Raw genomic sequence first — 18,768 nt, forward strand, 5'->3', positions numbered from 1 at the left:
TTGAGTCCAGACCCTAGTGAAAATTCACCAGGACCTGTCTGTGCGATGCGCTCTCTGCAGGGGCGATATGGTTTTAACGTGATAAACGTGAATGCCGGGGCGCAATTTTCTGCCGCTGTCTTGGTAACTTTGCCTGTGTTGGCGTATCATTTCCCTTAATTCTGCTGTTTTGTGTTCACCGCAGCCCCGTAAATTGACGGTGCTGCGGTTTTTGGTTGCGGTGCGTCGATGGCTGGGGTACATCCTTCGCCCCCTTGTCGGGACAGAAATTCAAGCAGTTTGGAAAGGTTGCGCGTATGTCCGAAATTATTGCACTGGATTTTGGCACCACCAATTCTGTTCTCGCCGTGGCAGATGAAGCAGGAAATGTTAAGTCTGCCAGCTTTGAAGTCGGCAACAACCATTTCGATACCTATCGCACCATTCTTTATCTTTGGCAGGAGCAGGATATCAAGGTTGCGGGGTCTGTTCCGCAATTGCGTAGTTGTTCGGGCCCGTTTGCCATTGCTGAATATCAGCGTGAAAGTCAGGATTGCCGGCTTATTCAGTCGATCAAATCCTATTTGGCGGCCAAGGATTTTGAGGGGACCGATATTTTCGGCACGGCATTTTCCCTTGAAGATCTGATTTCGACATTTCTAAACCAAATTCATTATCATGCCGAAAATCAGTTGGGGCATTTGGGCCGACGGGTAATTTCGGGGCGTCCGGTGGCCTTTGCCGGTAGCCGCCCGGACAATGCCTTTGCCGAGGCCCGCCTGCGCGCATCATACGAGCAGGCCGGTTTTGAAGTCGAAGCCATGGTCTATGAGCCGCTCGCGGCATCCTATTATTATGGACGCACGCTGGACCGCCCGGAAACGGTACTGGTTGCCGACTTTGGCGGCGGTACCAGCGACTTTTCCGTGATCCGGTTTGAACCGGGCAAGGGGATTGCCGGGGTTAAGGCGCTGGCGCATACCGGCCTTGGCATTGCAGGCGACAGTTTTGATTATCGTATTATCCAGAATGTGGTTTGGCCGCGCCTGGGCTTTGGCTCCAGCTATCGGGCAATGGGCGGCAAGCTGCCTGTCCCGCGTCAATATTACACCGCCTTTGCCCGGTGGCATTATCTTTCGATGATGCGCAACCAGCGGACCATGGCGGATCTTCAGGCGATCATTCGCACCGCCGAAAGTGCCGATGACATTGCCGATCTGGTAACCATCATCGAAGATGAACTGGGTTTTTTCCTGTATCAGTCGGTATCGAAAGTAAAGGCTGAGTTGTCATCAAGTGATCACGCGTTGTTGCAGTTCAAACATGGCGGTGTCGAAATTGATGAAAAACTGTCCCGTGCCGATTTTGAAAGCTGGATCAGCCCCGATATTGCCGACATCGAAAAATCAGCCAAACAATGCCTGGATCAGGCAGGGTTGAAAGCCGGAGATATTTCCAAGGTCTTTATGACTGGCGGCACATCCTATGTGCCTGCTGTGCGCCGGTTGTTTGAAGACGGTTTTGGCAAAGACAAGGTTGAAATCGGCCAGCCGTTTTTGTCGGTTGCCCACGGCCTGGCCATGATCGCCGCCGACGAACAGATTGTCTGATATTGCTGGTCAGTTCCGGGCAGGGCGAGCACGAAGAAAGGTTTTCGCTGTGTGATTGACTGATCAGTCATTTTTTGATAGATTGCCGATATGAAAGACAAGCAGACACATCTGATTGATACGGCAATTAATCTTTTTGCCCGGGATGGCGTGTCGGTTTCCACAGCACGAATTGCCTCGGAAGCGGGCGTGTCAAACGGAACGCTGTTTAATTATTTTCCGACCAAACAACAGTTGATCGACAGTGTTTATCTGTCGATCAAGGAAGATATTGCCCGGAATGTGCTGCCCAGTCTGGGTCAGGATATGTCGGTAAAAGAAGTGATGTTTGGTATTTGGCGAGGCTATATTCAATGGGCACTTGCCAATCCCTTGCATCATGAAGTTTCAATATTGCTAAAAGCAGCCATGGTTTTAAGTGCTGCGACACTGGAACGTGCCGATGCAATATTTGAACTTAAAGTCGCCAAATTACGCAAAGGCGTTGAGCAGCACCAGCTGGTTGATTTGCCGGTGGACTATATCTGCGAGTTATCTACAGCACAGTTATCTGTGGCGGTTGCTTTTTTGCAGCGTTTCAAACTCGACAGTGTTGACGCCAGCAAGCATATCCATTGCAGCTTTGATGTTTTTTGGAATGGCATAAATGCATAATTTTTATCGATATATTGACTGACTGATCACTCTATACACGGAGAGAGAAGATGCAAGTTTCAGCTTATGGTGCCAAATCGGCAACCTCGGATATCGAACCTCTGACAATTGAACGTCGACAGACCGGCGCCCATGACGTTGCTATCGAGATTGATTATTGCGGTGTTTGCCATTCGGATTTGCACATGGCCCGGAATGACTGGGGTGTGGCGATGTATCCGGTGGTGCCGGGCCATGAAATTATTGGCCGGGTGACCGATGTGGGTGCCCATGTCAAAGGGTTTAAACCCGGCGACCTGGTGGGTGTTGGCTGCATGGTCGATAGTTGCCAGTCCTGCCCGTCTTGTGACGAAGGGCTGGAGCAATATTGCGAAAACGGCATGGTCGGTACCTATAACGGCGAGGATAAAGTACTGGGCGGGCACACCTTTGGCGGTTATTCCGGCAAAGTGGTGGTAAACGAAAAATTCGTTCTGCGTGTATCGAATAAACTCGATACCAAGGCTGTTGCGCCGTTGTTATGTGCCGGTATCACCACCTGGTCACCGCTACGTCACTGGAAGGTCAAAAAGGGCGACAAGGTCGGTGTTGTCGGGCTTGGCGGTTTGGGGCATATGGGCGTTAAATTTGCCGCAGCCCTGGGTGCCCATGTCGTCATGATCACGACATCAGCCGCCAAGGGCGAAGATGCCAAACGCCTTGGTGCGCATGAAGTGCTGGTATCAAAGGATGCCGATGCCATGGCGGCCCATACTGGCAGCTTTGATTTTTTGCTTAATACCATTCCCGTCAAACATGACCTTAATCCCTATATCGGTTTGCTTAAACGGGATGCGACAATGGTTATTGTTGGTGCCGTCGAGCCTTTGGAAGGTTTTCATGGTGCGGGTCTGATCTTGGGTCGCAAACGCATTGCCGGGTCGTTGATTGGTGGTATTGCCGAAACCCAGGAAATGCTCGATTTCTGTGCGGAGCATGGCATTACGTCTGATGTTGAAATGATTAACATCGACACCATTAATCAGGCCTATGACCGGATGCAGAAATCCGATGTGAAGTATCGCTTTGTTATCGATATGAAGTCATTGCGCGCAGCGGCGTAATTTATCTTTTGTCGATCAGATAGATGAAAGGCCCGTCCATGGTGGCGGGCCTTTTTTTGATGCTTTGAGTGTCAGGTTATACAGGCGAAATTGCCACTGCATTTGACTTGCAAAAGAGTTGCCGAAAACACGACAAATCCTGTGCCGAAAAATGGGAACAGAAAAAACCACGCCGACCATTCCCACCGTCGTAACGCCCACGGGAAAAACGCCCCGCAGAATGACATCAATGGAAACAGCAACACACTGCCAAACAGCAAGTGTAAATAGATATTGTTTTCTGACCCGGGGGCATCGAACATCATGGGTGAAAACATAACAAAGGGCAGGGAGAATATCCCTCCCAGAATACAAATCGCGGTAAGACCGCGACGTGCGGACTTCTTCATTTTACAGGCCTCGTGATCCCGTGTTGATTTTGACGGTATTTTACCGTCGGTGGTTTTGAACCACCTTTTGATATTGGTTTGAATTTCTCATAACATGAAGATGATCTCAAGTAACATCTGTGTTTGATGCGGCAAAAATTGGAAATAATGTCAATAAAAAAGATGATTTCAGAATAATATAAGCCAAAAGTATCGTTGGTGCTATACGCTTAATCAGGAGAGTATATGTTTCTATAAGGATTTATTGATGTGTTTTTCAAATAAATATTTCAAATATTCTGCAAAATCACGCAATTTTCCGGATTTTTGAAATGTAGCAATGTTTATATATTTATCCTGCTTTTATATAAGTAAGATGAAAGTTTGAAAATACTTGATGTCTGGTTTGTGTGACGGGTAATCCGGTGTGGTTGCGAATTGGCCTTTGAGGGGCGATAATCCAAGGCATGGATAGAGCATAAAGGGGCATTGTCGTGTATCGGTGTCTTTGTGTTTTTGTTTCTCGGGGCTGTTGTACTGTGCGGGGCTTTGCTGTTTTTCCTTATTTGATGTAGGCATTGGCATTTCCTTTGTCACCCGGATCAAGGAACCAGTCTTCGTGCTGGCGGTATTGTACTGATACTGCCCAATTGCGTGATGCCCCGTACTGGCAAGCAGTTTTTACGATGTGATGCTGATTTCGGGGTTTGAGGATATGCGTGTTTGCGCTATCCAATGGCGGTATGACACAGCAATCTCTTGAAACAACTTTTTTGGGGATCGAGCATTCGGTCACCGGGAAATGGTGGCGCCAACGCCCGGGCGATGACCGTATGGCCGTTACCCTGTCGCAGCGTTTCGGTGTGCCCGAAATTGTAGGCAGGGTTATGGCCGCACGCGGTATTGGCCTTGACGATGCGGAAACATTTCTGACACCGACATTACGTGATCTGATGCCTGATCCATCAAGTCTGCGCGATATGGATAAGGCTGTGTCGCGTATTGTCGATGCGGTGGTTAATGGCGAGAAAATTGCCCTGTTCGGGGATTATGATGTTGATGGTGCCACCAGCACGGCCTTGCTGGTCCGTGTGTTTCGTGCCATCGGGCTTGATGTGGTGGTTCACATCCCTGATCGCCTGACCGAAGGCTATGGCCCGAATGCACCTGCATTGCTTGAGCTGAAACGCCGTGGTGCAGATCTGGTTTTAACGGTGGATTGTGGCGTGACTGCCTATGCGCCACTGGAAACCGCTGCCGAGGCTGGGCTGGATGTAATTGTGGTTGACCATCACGCGGCCGAGCCCGAACTGCCCCGGGCATTGGCCGTTGTAAACCCCAATCGCCTTGATGATGATAGTGGCATGGGCGATTTGTGCGCCGCCGGGGTCGCCTTTTTGGTGTCGGTTGCCCTGTGTCGCAGTTTGCGCGAAAGCGGATATTTTAAAGATAAGGGGGTTCACCCGCCAGACTTGCGCACATGGCTGGACCTGGTGGCGCTGGGAACGGTGTGTGATGTGGTGCCGTTGCGTGGCCTTAATCGCGCCTTTGTTACCCAGGGCCTTAAAATCATGCGCCATCGTGGTAATTGCGGCATTTCGGCCCTCGCTGACGTTGGTGGCGTTAATGAAGTCCTCAGTGCCTATCATTTGGGGTTTGTTTTGGGGCCCCGGGTGAATGCAGGCGGTCGTGTGGGCGAAGCCGGGCTGGGTACCACATTATTGTCGGGTGATGACGCCGAAGCTGCCCGAAAGATTGCTGTGCGGTTGGATGAATATAACCGCGAACGTAAATCGATCGAGGATTACGTGCTGGATCAGGCGATCCGCAAGGTTGAAGAAAAGGACCGGATCGGTGCCATGGTGCTGGTTGGTGGCGAGGACTGGCACCCCGGTGTTATCGGTATTGTCGCCAGCCGCCTGAAGGACCGTTACCATGTGCCGGCACTGGTGATGGGCCAGGTGGACGGAATTTACAAGGGATCGGCACGATCTGTGCGGGGCATTGACCTTGGTGCGGCTATTATCGCCGCCCGTCAGGCAGGATTGCTGATCAATGGCGGGGGGCATGGTATGGCGGCTGGTTTTACTCTTGATCCGGCCCATCATGCGGAATTTGAAGATTTTCTGGAACAACGTTTTGCCCGTCTGATTGTTGAAAACAACATCCGCCCGACCATGACGGTCGATGGTGCCTTGCACGCCATGGGGGCCTCGGTGGATTTGATCGATGCACTTGAAAAGATGGGGCCATTTGGTGCCGGAAATGCAGAGCCGCGGTTTGTTTTTACCGAATGCCGGGTGATCAAGGCCGATGTCGTGGGTGCTGACCATGTGCGATGTATTTTAACCGGCAGTAATGGCAAGGGGCGCCTTAAAGCCATTGCCTTTCGGTGTCTGGATAATGATATGGGGCAAACATTGTTGCGTCACGGGGGGCGCCCCTTGCATATATTGGGGCATTTACGCCGTGATAACTGGCAGGGACGCGAAGGCGTGCAGCTTATGATTGATGATGTTGCCTTGCCCGCCGCACTTGATTAATTGTTTTGCCCGTTGGGGTGCAGGGTTGCATTTGCCGCTGTTTATTCTTGCGCGCGATGAATAGCGGTGTTTGCGACATCACAAATAATAAAAATTTGCGGGTGGGCTGGACAAAGTAATGAGCAGTGCCGGACTGCGGCAGTTTTGTCCTGCCCGAGGCTGATGTCAGGGGGTGTCGGTTGGGGTTTTGCGATTGGAAATTGAATGACGCCGGATAATGGCAGAAACAATTTGCGCAATCATCATACCGGTATCTGCCTGGCTTAATTCATCCCCTAGCAGGGTTGTGATTTCCTTGTAGGCTGCCAGAATATCCTGGGTAATGCGCGGCGCATCATCAATGCCTTCGGCAGTCAGAAATCCGGTTACAATCGCAGAAAGCAGGCCGAGGTCGTCATAGGGTCGATTAGGAGAAAGGCTTTTCGCCGTGTTTGCCTGATCTTTATTGATCGCGGTCGCTTTTGCAGATGGCAACGATTTTTCTTCGGCGCTGTTATTGGCGTCGCCATTGGCCATGGTTGCGCCAACAATTTCAGACACCCCCATGTGATGAACGTTGCTTTGATCCAGGTTGCCGACATGCTGATGCGCGCCGCGTCGGGCGCGGGTATTTTGCGGGCTGCCTGTGGTTTCCATTACCGGGTCGGTATGAACTGGGCCATGCCCTGTTACAATCCATTCCAGCCGAACAGATTGCGCCGAGGCAAGCCGGGCAATGCCAACAAAACGGGGTTCGGATTGCGCATGGCACCAGCGATTAAGTTGTTCGGGAATGACACCGGCAACTTCTGCTGCGTCTTTTTTGCGGTCAAACATCTCAACCACATGCCGAATGCGTTCGCCAAGGGCGGGGTCAAGGACTGGCAACGCTTTGGCGTGGTTATTTTTTGCCATTTGCACCGTCCCGATTTGTTGCGGGGCATGTCGAAAAGTCGCGTAAAGTTCTCGTAAGGCGCGAAAAACATGCGCCGCGAAATTTTTTGGTTGAATGTCGAATTTTTTCGTTATAAGTCTTTTTCATGCTCAACTATTGCTGACTTTTTTTCGAGTTAAAGGCCGGTATAGTGGGCGATGGGGGTAGTAAAACGGTAGTATAGTGGGAACAACCGAAATCAAGCCCGAAAAGCATTGCTGACAAACAACAGGATTTGGACATTCTGTTCTTTATCTGGTGGCCGTGAATTAAATTAAGAACAATTGCAGGGCGAATTAATTTGGTAAGATTTGTCCTTTTGTTTTTAATATCGCAAGTCGATTACAGTAAATGATGTTTGGCTGTGCTGGCAATCAACAAGTCCTTGTGCGATCAAGGTATTTTTATGGCTTGTCGTGTTTTTCAGGTTGAATTTCCTGAAAACGTGTATTTAGCGGCGCGCTGAAAAGATACCAGCCAGGTGTCATTTTTGGGATAATGATGTGTCTGCGTGTCGGTATTTAATTGATGTCTGACAATAGGTTAGGGTGGTGCAGGCAGATTGCCCCCATAATGACAGCACTGGCGTTACTGCTTGCCATTCCCGGAATGGCATTTGCGGGGTCCCTGTCTGAAAAATTGCCGGACCAGGGGTATATTGGCGCCGCCAGATCTGTCCATTTATATACTGAAAACCTGCCGCCGTTTAACTATCGCGTTAAAAACGGGATTGCCGGTGTTGGTGCCGATATCGTTGCTGCTATGGCAAAACTGGTAGGGCATAACGGCGAATTTGAAATGTTGCCGTGGAAGCGGGTTCTTTCGGTCTTGGAAAATAAACCCTATAGCGCTGCTTTTTCCATGGTGCGTATCCCCGAACGGGAACGCGAATTTAAGTGGGTTGGCCCGATCACCCATGCCAGGACGGCCTTTTATCAGGTGGCGGATAACCCGGTAAAAGTGCGATCGCTTGTGGACGCACGCAAGGTATCTGCCATTGGTGTGCAGGCGGGCGGCGCATCGGAACGTGCTTTGCGAACCCTTGGGTTTGACAACCTGATGCCGCTTTATGCGCCAAATCATGGCCTGCAAATGTTACTAAGCGGGCGTATAGCCCTTTGGGAAACCGCTGATCTGGTGATGGCAAGCCAAAGCCGCGAACTTGGTGTTTCAACTGATCTGGTCGAACCTGCACTTGAGGTGGGGGAATATGATCTGTATCTGGCTTTTTCCCTGTCCACACCCGATACCGTTATTGTGCCGTGGCGACAGGCTCTTAACGAATTGCACCGCAACGGTGTCTATGATGAAATTCAACGGCGCTATGGCGTTAATATTGACCGTCCGTCTTCGCACAAAACCAGTTTTTCCCTTTTGAACTAGTGTTGCTGCCGTCGCTTTGCGCTAAAAGTTGATGCTGTTAACTTTGCAGGGTTGTTTTGTTTTGCGGGGTCATCTTTTTTAACAAAGGGTAGCAAACAGAAAATATTTTCCTATTTCCGGGTTATCCTTGGCCGTTGCTCGGCCTTTTATAATTTGCATGGGAATATTTTATGCCTGATAGCACAAAACCGGAATTAGTCAGCTTTGATTTGTGTCCCTTTGTTCAGCGTTCTGTCATTACTCTTTTGGAAAAGAACGTTGAATTTGACCTGACCTATATTGACCTTGCGAACAAGCCAGACTGGTTTTTGGAAATTTCGCCATTGGGCAAGGTGCCAGTCCTGCGTGAAAAGGGCGAAGTCCTTTTTGAAAGTGCCGTCATTAACGAATACCTTGACGAAGTTAACCCGCCCTCGCTGCATCCCGCCGATCCACTTAAAAAGGCGCAAAATCGGGCCTGGGTTGAAGTTGGCGGCAATCAGCTGATGCATTCCTTTCGCATGATGATGGCCGAAACCCGTGAAGATTACGACGCCCATCGTGATGCTCTGATCAAGGGGTTCCGTATGGTGGAAGATCAGGTTGGTGGAACATTTTTCAACGGTGATCATTTTTCCCTGGTTGATACCGCATGGGCGCCGCTGTTTACCCGGTTGCTGATTGTCGAAGATGTGCTGGGCGAGGATTATCTGCCGTCCTATCCCAAAATCCGGGCCTGGGCGAACGCGCTGGTGGCGCGCGACAGTGTGATCCATTCGGTTCGCGAAGGTTTTCGTGAAAAGTTCCTGACCTACCTGCAAAACAAAACGTATCACGGCAATACACCCGGTTACGTAGCAGACAGGCTTGCGAGCGCGGCCTGATCGTCCTATTCCGATAGGATGACAGAACAAAACCAGACAGATATGACAACAAAGCGGGAGCACCCGAACCACAGCAAACTTGCGTTTGTCCTGGTTCTGGTCCCGCTTTTGCTGTCTTTTTCGCTTAGCCAGTTTTACCGCTCGGCGCAGGCGCTACTTGCGGACTCGCTTCGGGGGGAACTGGGCGTAACCCCGGAGCAACTTGGGCTTATTTCAGGCAGTTTTCATTTTGCCTTTGCACTGATGCAAATTCCCGTTGGCGTCATGCTGGATCGTTTCGGCCCGCGCAAGACCAATGGGGTCATGATGATCATTACCGTGATGGGTGTGATCGTCTTTGCCAGGGCGCATAGCGTGACCGGCCTTATGATCGGGCAGGGGATTATCGGCATGGGCTGTGCGGCTGCTTTTATGGCGACGCTGGTTTGTGCTTCGCGCTGGGTTGCGCCGGAAAAATTTGCGGCGACCTCGGGCATTATCGTCGCACTTAGCTTGCTTGGCGTGCTGGCCTCGGCAACGCCCCTTGCCGCCCTGATCGAATATCAGGGCTGGCGCGGCGTATATTACTGGCTGGCAGGGTTAAGTGTGCTGGCTGTGATCCTGACATTTGTTATGGTCCGCGATGAACCCCCGCACATGCAACGCAAACAACCCCGCCGGGGTGAAACCATGCGTGAAGTTCTGCAGGGTATTCTGGAGGTTTGGAAAAACCGCCAGATGTGGTTGCTGGTTGCGGTTGGTTTTTTTGCTTATCCGACAATATTGACGGTGCGGGGCCTGTGGGGTGGGCCATATTTGCATGATGTGTTTCATCTGGCTCCGGTGCAGGTTGGCAATATTTTGCTGGCGATGACCATTGGCATGATCGCCGGGCCGCCTTGCTATGGGCATGTGGCACGTTTGATGGGCGGGCGCGCACGGCCCTTAATCCTGTTTTCGGTTTTTATCTCGACCATTCTGTTGCTGTTGCAGGCAACTTTTGGTGTGGCCCACGTGTGGCTGGCGGCCTTTCTGATGATGGCACATGGTTTTTTAGGGAGCTGCGCAACGCTTAACTATGCAGCCAGCCGTGCGGCAGTGCCACAACACCTGATCGGGCGGGCCCTGACCACAGTTAATCTGGCGACCTTTGGCGGGCTGTTTGTTTTGCAAGGGCTCGCAGGGGTTATCATCGGCCAATATCCATCTGATCAGGCAATTATCGGTTATCAATGGATGTTTGGCTTTCTAGGGGTCGGGCTTGGTGTTGCCGGAATGGCATTTTGGCTGGGCGGGCGACCTCGGAAAGCCCAGAAAAATGGCTGAAATGGCGAAGGGATTAAAAAAAACGTCATAAGGGCAAAAAACCCGCTTGACCTTACCCGGTCCACTCGCTACAAACCGGCCTCGTTAACGCACCGCGTCCCCTTCGTCTAGAGGCCTAGGACACTGCCCTTTCACGGCGGCAACAGGGGTTCGAATCCCCTAGGGGACGCCACCCGTTAACGAAGAAAATGCTTTATTGGTGACCGTGTCCCCTTCGTCTAGAGGCCTAGGACACTGCCCTTTCACGGCGGCAACAGGGGTTCGAATCCCCTAGGGGACGCCACCAGTAAGCATCACATAAAATCGCTTTGCGATCTGCGTCCCCTTCGTCTAGAGGCCTAGGACACTGCCCTTTCACGGCGGCAACAGGGGTTCGAATCCCCTAGGGGACGCCATTTCCTTTTTGGGAAATGCCCACAATCACCTTTCCCGAACGGGTTGGGTGATTTTTTATTTTTCAGCATAATTTCAATATTTTGCACGGCGACCCTGACATCAGGATTCGGTTTGTTGGCATGATCCCGATATTTTTTGTCGTGGTCGGCAATCAATATTCCCTGTTTTCATTTTGAGCCATTTTCATTTTACGGCCCGCCGCAGCGATATAAGGCTAGAGCAGCCCGGCATAGGTTGGCCTGGCGTGTCAAGGAACGAAAAATCCCTATCCTTACCTGTTCAAAAGGGAGGGTGCGGGTAAAAGTCCACATTTGGTTCGTGTCGTTCTGATTTCTATTAAAGCGCGAATTTTTTCGATGTTACTTGCTTCTGGCAACGGTACCTTAACCGGGCAAAACAAAGCCGGTTGCCCAATTGCCGTATGGGTTGGAATTGTTCATAGTCTGCCCGAAATTATCCAAGCCTTGTATACTTTGCCCCCGGTATCTGCACGGGCTGCATTTGACGGTGCGTGCCGGGGCGGGCTGTGCACCTGTGGGCACGTGCAGCCGCGTCGCTACAACGATGATAAGGGGGCGTTTTAAAAAACGAATTTATGCTGACGGGGCTGTTTCAGGTGCTTGCGATAGGGGCGCGTCAGGCTTTCACGCAATTGCTCGGCGGTGGGGCGCGGTAACAAACTGTTTTGAGGGTGCGTGCCGGTTTGTGTGGCGTTTGATGATGTTGAAGATGGATGCGAGGACGCAGACGCAGTCATCGCAACATGGTTATCTGCGACCGGCACTCTGTGCGCGAGTGCTGGTATCAGGTGTTCTGTATGCGGATGTGGCTGAGGCAACGTGTTGTCGTGTTTATCGTTATCGGCTCTGCCATTTTTCGCGTCCATGGCGGGCGATGCAACGACGGCTGCGCCTGCGCTTGCCGTCAGGGTGCACGGGGCTGTTTTAGGCGGAGTGGGCAAGGCGGTGCCCGTTGGGTCTGTTATGGCGGGCAGTGCAGCGGCGGTTGCCGGTGATATCGCAAACAGGTCATCCGGGTCGGCATCTTCTGCATCAAACAGGTCGGTCACGCCCACGCCCAGCAATCGAAACCGGGTGCCATCAATTTCACGATGTAACAAGGTCATCGCGCTTTGCAAAATGACATCTTCGCGCAAGGTTGGATAGGCAAGGCGCATGTTGCGGGTTCGTGATTTGAAATCTGCTGTCTTTAATTTCAGGACAACGGTATGCCCGGCAATGCGTTTGCGTTCCAGGTCCCGCGCCACCCGCCCGGTTAGCCGGGTTAAAATATCGCCCAGTGCGGTGCTGTCGGCAATGTCTTCACCAAAAGTCGTTTCCGATGACAGGCTTTTACGTTCTGACGTGGTTTCGACCTGCCGGTTATCCTGTCCGCGTGAAAAATGGTAAAATCGCTTGCCGATACTGCCATATCGCCCCTGAAGGCGGTGGATATCGATTTCATGTAGCTGCCCGATCGTTTTAATGCCGTCCTGATGCAGTTTGCGCTCCATTGCCGGGCCAACACCCCACATCATCCGTACCGGCTTGTCAGACAGAAATTCAACGGCCTCCGCCTGGCCAATCAGCGAAAAGCCGAACGGTTTGTTCAGGTCAGATGCAATCTTTGCCAGAAACTTGTTATAGGATAGCCCGATGGATACCGTAATGCCGACCTCTTGCAAAATCTGCTTTTGCAGTGCCACGAGATTTTCCGCAGGGCTTTTGCCGGTGCGTTCATAGGCGTCGGATAAATCCATAAAGGCTTCGTCGATGGACAGGGGCTCAATAATCGGGGTTGCGGCCCGCATCATGTCGCGAATCCGCATGCCTTCACGCTGGTATTTCGCCATGTCGGGTGGCAAAAAAATGCCATCGGGGCAAAGTTCGCGTGCCTTGAAGGCAGGCATGGCCGAACGGATACCAAATTTACGTGCAATATAGCAGCAGGTCGACACCACACCGCGTTTGCCGCCGCCAATAATGACAGGCTGATCGGCCAGCTCCGGGCGATCGCGTTTCTCAATCGAGGCATAAAAAGCATCGCAATCAAGGTGCCCGATACCGAGTTCAGGTAATTCGGCATGGGCAATGCTGCGTTTGTCCCCGCAATGCGGGCATAAAATGGCAGATACAGCCAAAACCGATGGCCGCCATTTATGCAGGCAGGAGGGGCAAATTGCGTAAACCATACCTTTTTGTACTTCTTTTGTTCGCAATCTGCAAAGAAGATTTGGCCGAGAACAAAAGCTGCCTGACAGTTTTTGTCAGGATAAAATACCGTTGCGGCAGGTGTCAGGGGGATTTTTTCGGGGCAGGGGCCTTGGCTGCTTTTGCGGCCTTGCTGGCATTTTTCGCCCGGCGGGTACGGGCAATCATATTGTCAACATAGCGTCCCTGAAACAGCGTAATGCCCAGTGACTGACCAAACCGAATGGCGGTTGGCGTATCGCACCGGCATAAAATAACGCGTTCCCGGCCAGACTGTTGAACCAGCGTATCCATTTCGCTGTATTTTTTGCGAATGACGTTATCGGTCATTTCTTCGCGCCAGGCGATTTTGATAAAATCGGCCTTCAGGCTGGTACGGTCTACAAACGATAATGATTCAACCGTTAAATTGTCGATCAGAATGCGGTAACCCCGTTCATGAAATTCGTCGCGCAGGCGCAAATAGGTTTCCAGGTTTGAAAACAGATCAACCTGGTTGAATTCCAAAATTACATTGCCGGGCCACCCTTTGCGGACGATTTCGTCAAACCGTTCAAACTCGCGCGATGTTAACGTGGCAAGGTTCAGGTTGATTGAAAAGGATGATGCATGGGTCTTGAAGGTGCGCTTGCACAAATAATTCAGCATGCGTTTGTCGAGCACCTCGGTCATGTGCTGAAACAGCCACTTGTTCGATGCCAGATCAATATTGGGCATGACGGCATCACGTAGTTCGGCGATCGAGACAAAAAATTCGTCAAATACGGGGTGAAGTTCGCCGCCATTGTTTTTTGACAGCACACAAACCGGTTGCTGGCGAATATGCGCAGACAGATCAGCCGTATGAATGGTTTCTTCCAGCTGTGCCAGATTGTCGGCGTTGATCGGTTGCAACTGGAATTTCTGTTCGCCCGCCATATCCCGGCGTTGCTGTTTTTGCGCGCTTTCGCTCATATAGCGGCAAAGCAGCAAAAATTCCTGAAACTCGGTATTCAGGTTGTACCAGGTACAAAAGCCGGTTTCCTCGCTTTCGTCCTGGGCCACCGGGTCGTCGCGAAAAAGATACCTTAGCGTTTCAACGCCCGGCTCAACATCGCTAATGGTCTTGTCTTTCCAGATGAACAAAAGGTCATTATTGCTCAGCACAAAAATGCGACCGACAAAAAGTTTGACGTAACTTTCAAAGGTGTTGGTTGCAACCCGGATGTGATAATCGCGTCGATGGAACGGTTTTAGGCGCGACAAATGGATATGCACCGCCCGATGCCCGAACTTGCGGGTTTCCAAGCGTTGCACATAATCAAGCAGCAGGTGTTCCTGCAATGCCTGTTGCCCATATTGTTGCGGCTCAATCAAGCACATTCCCCTGAGTAAACGGTACGCACTTTAGTATCTTTGCTTGTGAATTTAAGCACACCTCCCTGAAGGGGAGATTAAGATCTGTACTTTTGCGTATGTTTTCATTTTTCTGGCAAATGCAAGCCATAGCGCATAGTCAACGGATTAACCAAGAGATTTTAACGAATTATTGCAAGGCGATCAGCCAAACTGTTGTGAATGGGACATGAATATTCGCGGTGTCACAAACTTGACAGGGCTACGGGGAAGTGGTCCCTTGTTTCGCATCTGGGTATATGGGGTTGGCGTAATGAACGCGGTAACAGATAAAACCGTGACTTTTGGTCGTCGTGGGCTGCGTGCCCTGATATTGGCAGGGCTGGTTTCGGTTGGGGCGGCATGTGCCCCGATCGGTGATCGCGACTTCTGGAATCAGGCGACATCATTTGCCGGCAAGGACGATACAGCCCTTGGTTTGTCCGAAATGGTGTCAGGGAATTATCCGGCGGCAGAAAAGTTTCTTGATGCGGCTATTACGCGCAACCCGTTAAACGGATATGCGCTGTTATGGCGCGGAATCGTTTATCAGAATACCGGCCGCCCCGATAAGGCCCGCCAGGATTACAGCGCTGTTATTGCATCCAATCCGCCCGGCACCATTGTGATGGCCGGGCCAAATAACACACAGTTGCATCCGCTGCGTGACGCGGCCCAATATAACCTGAACCGGCTTGAACAGGGCTTGCCAGGTGTGGTTGGCGTCAGCGCAGATGCCAACAGTGTGGCGGCGTCGCCGGTTAATGGAATGCCGATGATGGAAGCTCCGTTCGATGCCGGGGCCGAACCATCGATGCCGGCAAATGCGGCGATGGCAAATGCAAATGTCGCCAAGCGGTTTTCAATTTTGCGTAATTTGCAAACAGCCGGGCTCATCACCCCCGAGGAATTTTCAGCCAGGCGAGCTGCTAATCTGGGCGCGCTATTACCAATGACAGCCCCGGCCCCCGCTGCTTATCTTGGCCGTGAACCGCCAGACGGGCGCGAAATTCAAAACCGGCTTGAGCAGCTTAATAAGTCGTTGCAAATGGGCGCTGTTACGGTGCAGGACCATGTGAATGAACGCACCGCGATTCTTGACGGGGTTTTGCCGGCCGAACCGCGCGAACGCGCGACACCCGCCCCGGCCCCGCAGGGCTTGATGGATGCGGCGCGCAAAATTTCACGTATTGAAGATTTGCAAAAAGAAAAGCTGATCACACCGACCGAGTTCACAAAAGAACGCAATGCGATTGAAGCATCGATTATTGAACCGGCCAATGCCAGCATGGTGTCGCAGGAAGGCCAGCCGGTGCGCCAGGTGGCAACCGGTGCCGATGCCCCCAGTCGCGCAGTTAACAAGGTTGCCAGCGCGCCGGTAAAATCATCGGGCGGGGCGGAAATTCATTTGGCATCCTATCGTAATCAAACCCAGGCCGAACGGGGCTGGCTGATTTTGGGAAGCCGGTTTGCCAATGAACTTGGTGGCCTGGACCATGAAATTCGCAAGGTATCGGTGCCGGGTAAAGGTACATTTTATCGCCTGCTGGCCGATGGTATGGACCCGGCCAGGGCCACGAAAGTTTGTGCCGATTTGAAACGTCGTGGTCAGTATTGCGACGTAAAATAATGCTTTCGGCGGGCCTGACAGCCCGTCGATTTTCCCGTGCCATAAACTTTGCCTTTGTTGTGATGTCTGTCATATGCGGTTGTGTCAACCAGGATCAAACTGTGATGATAACAGGATAAAATCATGATTCTGGTGTTTAGTGATTTTCATACAACCGGGCCTTATAGCGGGGCGATGCGCGCCGCGGCGTTGCGCTATGCCGGGCAGGGCGATGCGGTGGTTGACCTGATGGTCGATGCCCCGGATCGCGACCCGCAAAAAGCAGCCTATTTGCTGGCGGCATGCCAGGGTGAATTTATGCCCGGGGATGTCGGGTTGTGTGTTGTCGACCCCGGTGTTGGCAGTGACCGGCGTGGTTTGGTTTGCCAATGCGACGGGGTATGGTTTGTTGGCCCGGATAATGGGTTATTTGAAATTTTGTTGCGCAGGGCCCGTCAGACGCGGCTTTGGCAAATCGATTGGCAACCTGAACGCATGTCCGCCAGCTTTCACGGACGGGATGTTTTCGGGCCGGTTGCAGGCATGATTGCGGCGGGCAAGGCATTTGCCCGCCATGAAATTACCATGGACGACCGGTTTGCCGATGCCTGTCGCTGGCCGGATGATCTTTCGCAGGTCATTTATTGTGATGGTTATGGTAACGCGATGACGGGTCTGCGGGCGTCCACCGTGGATCATGCCGGGGCGACATTAAAAATCGGCGATTTATCGCTTAAACAGGCCCGGACATTTTCCGATGTTCGCCGGGGCGACATTTTCTGGTACGAAAATGCTTTTGGTCTGGTTGAAATTGCAATTAATGGCGGACGCGCAAGCGCATTACCAGATATAAAACCCGGCGCAATTGTTGATTGGGCCAGTGCAGAATAAAGAACGTAAAGATACCCGGAACAGGCCACCATGCCAGGCCGAGGTTTACAAATGCAGTTTAGTCATGGTCTGACTGCCAAAAAGAACGGGAAACGCGCAATATGGCCATAACGGTCAAATTCTGGGGCGTGCGTGGCAGCATCGCCTGCCCGTCGCCAGAACATGTTGTTTATGGCGGCAACACCAGTTGTGTTGAAATGCGGGTCGGTGGCAAGGTTCTGATTTTTGATGCGGGAACAGGCATTCGCAATCTTGGGCGCGATCTGGTACGCCGGGGGGTATCGAATGCGTCTATTTTTCTCACGCATACCCATTGGGACCATATCAACGGGTTTCCGTTTTTTGTTCCCGCCTATGACCCGGGCAATAGTTTTGAAATTTTTGCCGGTCATCTGACCGGGCAGGGCGGGGTCGAAAAAGTATTTTCATCGCAAATGGCGAACCCCACTTTTCCTGTACCGTTATCGGCTATGCGATCAGGGTTGTCTTTTTGCGATTTTGCAACCGGTACGACGCTGCATCCAACAGATGATATTGCCGTACGCACAGCACCCCTGCGCCATCCAAACGGGGCGACAGCCTATCGGGTGGAATATGACGGGGTATCGGTGTGCTATGTGACCGATACCGAACATCAGATTGGGCAGATTGACCACACAGTGCTTGAATTTATTCGGGACGCTGATCTGGTGATTTATGATTCAACTTATACCGACGCCGAATTTGAAAAACGGATCGGTTGGGGGCATTCAACCTGGCGCGAGGGGATCCGCCTGTGCCGTGCGGCGGGGGTTGCCCGGCTTGCTTTGTTTCACCATGACCCAGACCACGATGATACAATGATGGCTGCCATTGAAAAACAGGCGCAAGGTGAATGGCCTCCTGTCTTTGCAGCCCGGGATGAAATGGTTGTTGAGGTTCCGGCAAAATAATCTGCCAGGTTCCAAGCCCTGCTGATCTGAACCAATTACGTCCGTTGGCCTAGGGGTGCGAACGTAGTCTTTGCTTCGCACGGCATGGGTGTGCGTTGACATTTCACGATGACGTGCTGTTATAAAGCCCGGCAATATGTCCTTTTTTCGAGCGAAGATTGCGTCTTTGTCCGTTTCGGCTGTGGTTATGCAGTATCGTTATTTTTGCGAAAGGCCCGGCTTGAAACCGAAATGGCGTTTTGGCAGGGGTCTTTGGCATTGGCAAAAACATAGCCGTCTGCCCGATGGATCGGGCCAAAATCCAATCCGTTTTTTGCCGACTGGGCACAAAAACCTTCAACATCTTTAATGTCGAAAATCAGTTTCACGCCTGTTTGACCCTGCTTTTGTCCCTTGGCTGCAGGATGAAGCATGATATTTGCGCCCCCGTCACTGGCAACCAGTTCAATAATCCTGTCATTTGCCAGTTGCACGGCCTTAAAGCCAAAATGCGTTTGATAAAAAAGCGCAGTTTCATCCATGTTTTTGGCGTAAATCAGTACTTTTCCAAGGGCCATGGTGCGGCTCCATGTGATGGGAATGCAGCGTTGTTTTGCTTGCGACAGTTATGCAAGGCCTGAAACAGCGGCAAACAA

At 51.6% G+C, this 18,768-nt stretch carries 14 protein-coding genes and 3 tRNA genes; 13 read left to right on the plus strand and 4 right to left on the minus strand.

Annotated features, from left to right (window positions below; translation table 11 throughout):
* Window positions 1–296: 296 nt before the first annotated feature.
* The 4 genes from THS27_RS17690 (at window position 297) to recJ (ending at window position 6,257) form a co-directional block, all read left to right on the plus strand.
* The gene (locus THS27_RS17690; RefSeq protein WP_085593263.1) at window positions 297–1,589 is read left to right on the plus strand and encodes an Hsp70 family protein; all 1,293 of its coding nucleotides are present in this window, start codon (window positions 297–299) and stop codon (window positions 1,587–1,589) included.
* A gap of 90 nt (window positions 1,590–1,679) precedes the next feature.
* A complete protein-coding gene (locus THS27_RS17695) occupies window positions 1,680–2,243 on the plus strand; it encodes a TetR/AcrR family transcriptional regulator (RefSeq protein WP_085593265.1) in 564 nt (187 codons plus the stop codon).
* Between the two features lie 50 nt (window positions 2,244–2,293).
* The gene (locus THS27_RS17700) at window positions 2,294–3,346 is read left to right on the plus strand and encodes an NAD(P)-dependent alcohol dehydrogenase (protein WP_085593267.1); all 1,053 of its coding nucleotides are present in this window, start codon (window positions 2,294–2,296) and stop codon (window positions 3,344–3,346) included.
* A 1,111-nt stretch (window positions 3,347–4,457) separates the two neighbouring features.
* Window positions 4,458–6,257, plus strand: coding sequence for a single-stranded-DNA-specific exonuclease RecJ (gene recJ / locus THS27_RS17715; RefSeq protein WP_085593273.1), 1,800 nt, complete (start codon window positions 4,458–4,460; stop codon window positions 6,255–6,257).
* Window positions 6,258–6,422: 165 nt separating this feature from the next.
* On the opposite strand, the gene THS27_RS17720 is transcribed toward recJ, so the two are convergent.
* A complete protein-coding gene (locus THS27_RS17720) occupies window positions 6,423–7,151 on the minus strand; it encodes a hypothetical protein (RefSeq protein ID WP_085593275.1) in 729 nt (242 codons plus the stop codon).
* 592 nt (window positions 7,152–7,743) lie between these two features.
* On the opposite strand from THS27_RS17720, the gene THS27_RS17725 reads away from it, so the two are divergent.
* The 6 genes from THS27_RS17725 (at window position 7,744) to THS27_RS17750 (ending at window position 11,116) form a co-directional block, all read left to right on the plus strand.
* Window positions 7,744–8,553: an ABC transporter substrate-binding protein gene (locus THS27_RS17725; protein WP_168184933.1), complete on the plus strand. Its 810-nt coding sequence runs from the start codon at window positions 7,744–7,746 to the stop codon at window positions 8,551–8,553.
* Window positions 8,554–8,723: 170 nt separating this feature from the next.
* Window positions 8,724–9,416: a glutathione S-transferase family protein gene (locus THS27_RS17730; protein ID WP_085593279.1), complete on the plus strand. Its 693-nt coding sequence runs from the start codon at window positions 8,724–8,726 to the stop codon at window positions 9,414–9,416.
* A gap of 42 nt (window positions 9,417–9,458) precedes the next feature.
* Window positions 9,459–10,721 (plus strand): MFS transporter, encoded by a 1,263-nt coding sequence (locus THS27_RS17735; RefSeq protein ID WP_246833009.1) that lies wholly within the window; start codon window positions 9,459–9,461, stop codon window positions 10,719–10,721.
* A 96-nt stretch (window positions 10,722–10,817) separates the two neighbouring features.
* Window positions 10,818–10,893 (plus strand) — tRNA-Glu (locus THS27_RS17740).
* Window positions 10,894–10,928: 35 nt separating this feature from the next.
* Window positions 10,929–11,004, plus strand: a tRNA-Glu gene (locus tag THS27_RS17745).
* 36 nt (window positions 11,005–11,040) lie between these two features.
* Window positions 11,041–11,116 (plus strand) — tRNA-Glu (locus THS27_RS17750).
* A 581-nt stretch (window positions 11,117–11,697) separates the two neighbouring features.
* Here the strand turns inward: THS27_RS17750 and THS27_RS17760 are convergent.
* Both THS27_RS17760 and THS27_RS17765 read right to left on the minus strand, forming a co-directional pair.
* Window positions 11,698–13,308 carry a DNA polymerase IV gene (locus THS27_RS17760; protein ID WP_139835637.1) on the minus strand — a complete coding sequence of 537 codons (1,611 nt, stop codon included), beginning with the start codon at window positions 13,306–13,308 and terminating at the stop codon, window positions 11,698–11,700.
* Between the two features lie 103 nt (window positions 13,309–13,411).
* Window positions 13,412–14,683, minus strand: a complete 1,272-nt coding sequence (locus tag THS27_RS17765; RefSeq protein WP_085593369.1) for an EAL domain-containing protein — start codon at window positions 14,681–14,683, stop codon at window positions 13,412–13,414.
* A 292-nt stretch (window positions 14,684–14,975) separates the two neighbouring features.
* Between THS27_RS17765 and THS27_RS17770 the strand changes: the two genes are divergently transcribed.
* The 3 genes from THS27_RS17770 to THS27_RS17780 all read left to right on the plus strand — a co-directional run bounded on the left by THS27_RS17770 (window position 14,976) and on the right by THS27_RS17780 (window position 18,133).
* Entirely contained in the window at window positions 14,976–16,331 is a 1,356-nt protein-coding gene (locus THS27_RS17770; protein ID WP_085593285.1) for a tetratricopeptide repeat protein, read from the plus strand.
* A 123-nt stretch (window positions 16,332–16,454) separates the two neighbouring features.
* Window positions 16,455–17,201, plus strand: coding sequence for an S-adenosyl-l-methionine hydroxide adenosyltransferase family protein (locus THS27_RS17775; RefSeq protein ID WP_085593287.1), 747 nt, complete (start codon window positions 16,455–16,457; stop codon window positions 17,199–17,201).
* A 101-nt stretch (window positions 17,202–17,302) separates the two neighbouring features.
* Entirely contained in the window at window positions 17,303–18,133 is an 831-nt protein-coding gene (locus THS27_RS17780) for an MBL fold metallo-hydrolase (protein WP_085593289.1), read from the plus strand.
* 185 nt (window positions 18,134–18,318) lie between these two features.
* Here the strand turns inward: THS27_RS17780 and THS27_RS17785 are convergent, their stop codons facing one another.
* Window positions 18,319–18,690 (minus strand): VOC family protein, encoded by a 372-nt coding sequence (locus THS27_RS17785; protein WP_085593291.1) that lies wholly within the window; start codon window positions 18,688–18,690, stop codon window positions 18,319–18,321.
* Window positions 18,691–18,768 lie beyond the last annotated feature (78 nt).

Origin of the sequence: Thalassospira sp. MCCC 1A01428, assembly GCF_002115825.1 — a bacterium.
Classification (GTDB): domain Bacteria; phylum Pseudomonadota; class Alphaproteobacteria; order Rhodospirillales; family Thalassospiraceae; genus Thalassospira.

What these genes read in the sequence shown, in the direction of transcription:
- recJ (WP_085593273.1), top strand. Translation starts at nt 4,458, where the DNA reads ATGACACAGCAATCTCTTGAAACAACTTTTTTGGGGATCGAGCATTCG.
- THS27_RS17785 (WP_085593291.1), bottom strand. Translation starts at nt 18,690, where the DNA reads ATGGCCCTTGGAAAAGTACTGATTTACGCCAAAAACATGGATGAAACT.
- THS27_RS17725 (WP_168184933.1), top strand. Translation starts at nt 7,744, where the DNA reads ATGACAGCACTGGCGTTACTGCTTGCCATTCCCGGAATGGCATTTGCG.
- THS27_RS17760 (WP_139835637.1), bottom strand. Translation starts at nt 13,308, where the DNA reads ATGGTTTACGCAATTTGCCCCTCCTGCCTGCATAAATGGCGGCCATCG.
- THS27_RS17700 (WP_085593267.1), top strand. Translation starts at nt 2,294, where the DNA reads ATGCAAGTTTCAGCTTATGGTGCCAAATCGGCAACCTCGGATATCGAA.
- THS27_RS17730 (WP_085593279.1), top strand. Translation starts at nt 8,724, where the DNA reads ATGCCTGATAGCACAAAACCGGAATTAGTCAGCTTTGATTTGTGTCCC.
- THS27_RS17695 (WP_085593265.1), top strand. Translation starts at nt 1,680, where the DNA reads ATGAAAGACAAGCAGACACATCTGATTGATACGGCAATTAATCTTTTT.
- THS27_RS17775 (WP_085593287.1), top strand. Translation starts at nt 16,455, where the DNA reads ATGATTCTGGTGTTTAGTGATTTTCATACAACCGGGCCTTATAGCGGG.
- THS27_RS17720 (WP_085593275.1), bottom strand. Translation starts at nt 7,151, where the DNA reads ATGGCAAAAAATAACCACGCCAAAGCGTTGCCAGTCCTTGACCCCGCC.
- THS27_RS17735 (WP_246833009.1), top strand. Translation starts at nt 9,459, where the DNA reads ATGACAACAAAGCGGGAGCACCCGAACCACAGCAAACTTGCGTTTGTC.
- THS27_RS17780 (WP_085593289.1), top strand. Translation starts at nt 17,303, where the DNA reads ATGGCCATAACGGTCAAATTCTGGGGCGTGCGTGGCAGCATCGCCTGC.
- THS27_RS17690 (WP_085593263.1), top strand. Translation starts at nt 297, where the DNA reads ATGTCCGAAATTATTGCACTGGATTTTGGCACCACCAATTCTGTTCTC.
- THS27_RS17770 (WP_085593285.1), top strand. Translation starts at nt 14,976, where the DNA reads ATGAACGCGGTAACAGATAAAACCGTGACTTTTGGTCGTCGTGGGCTG.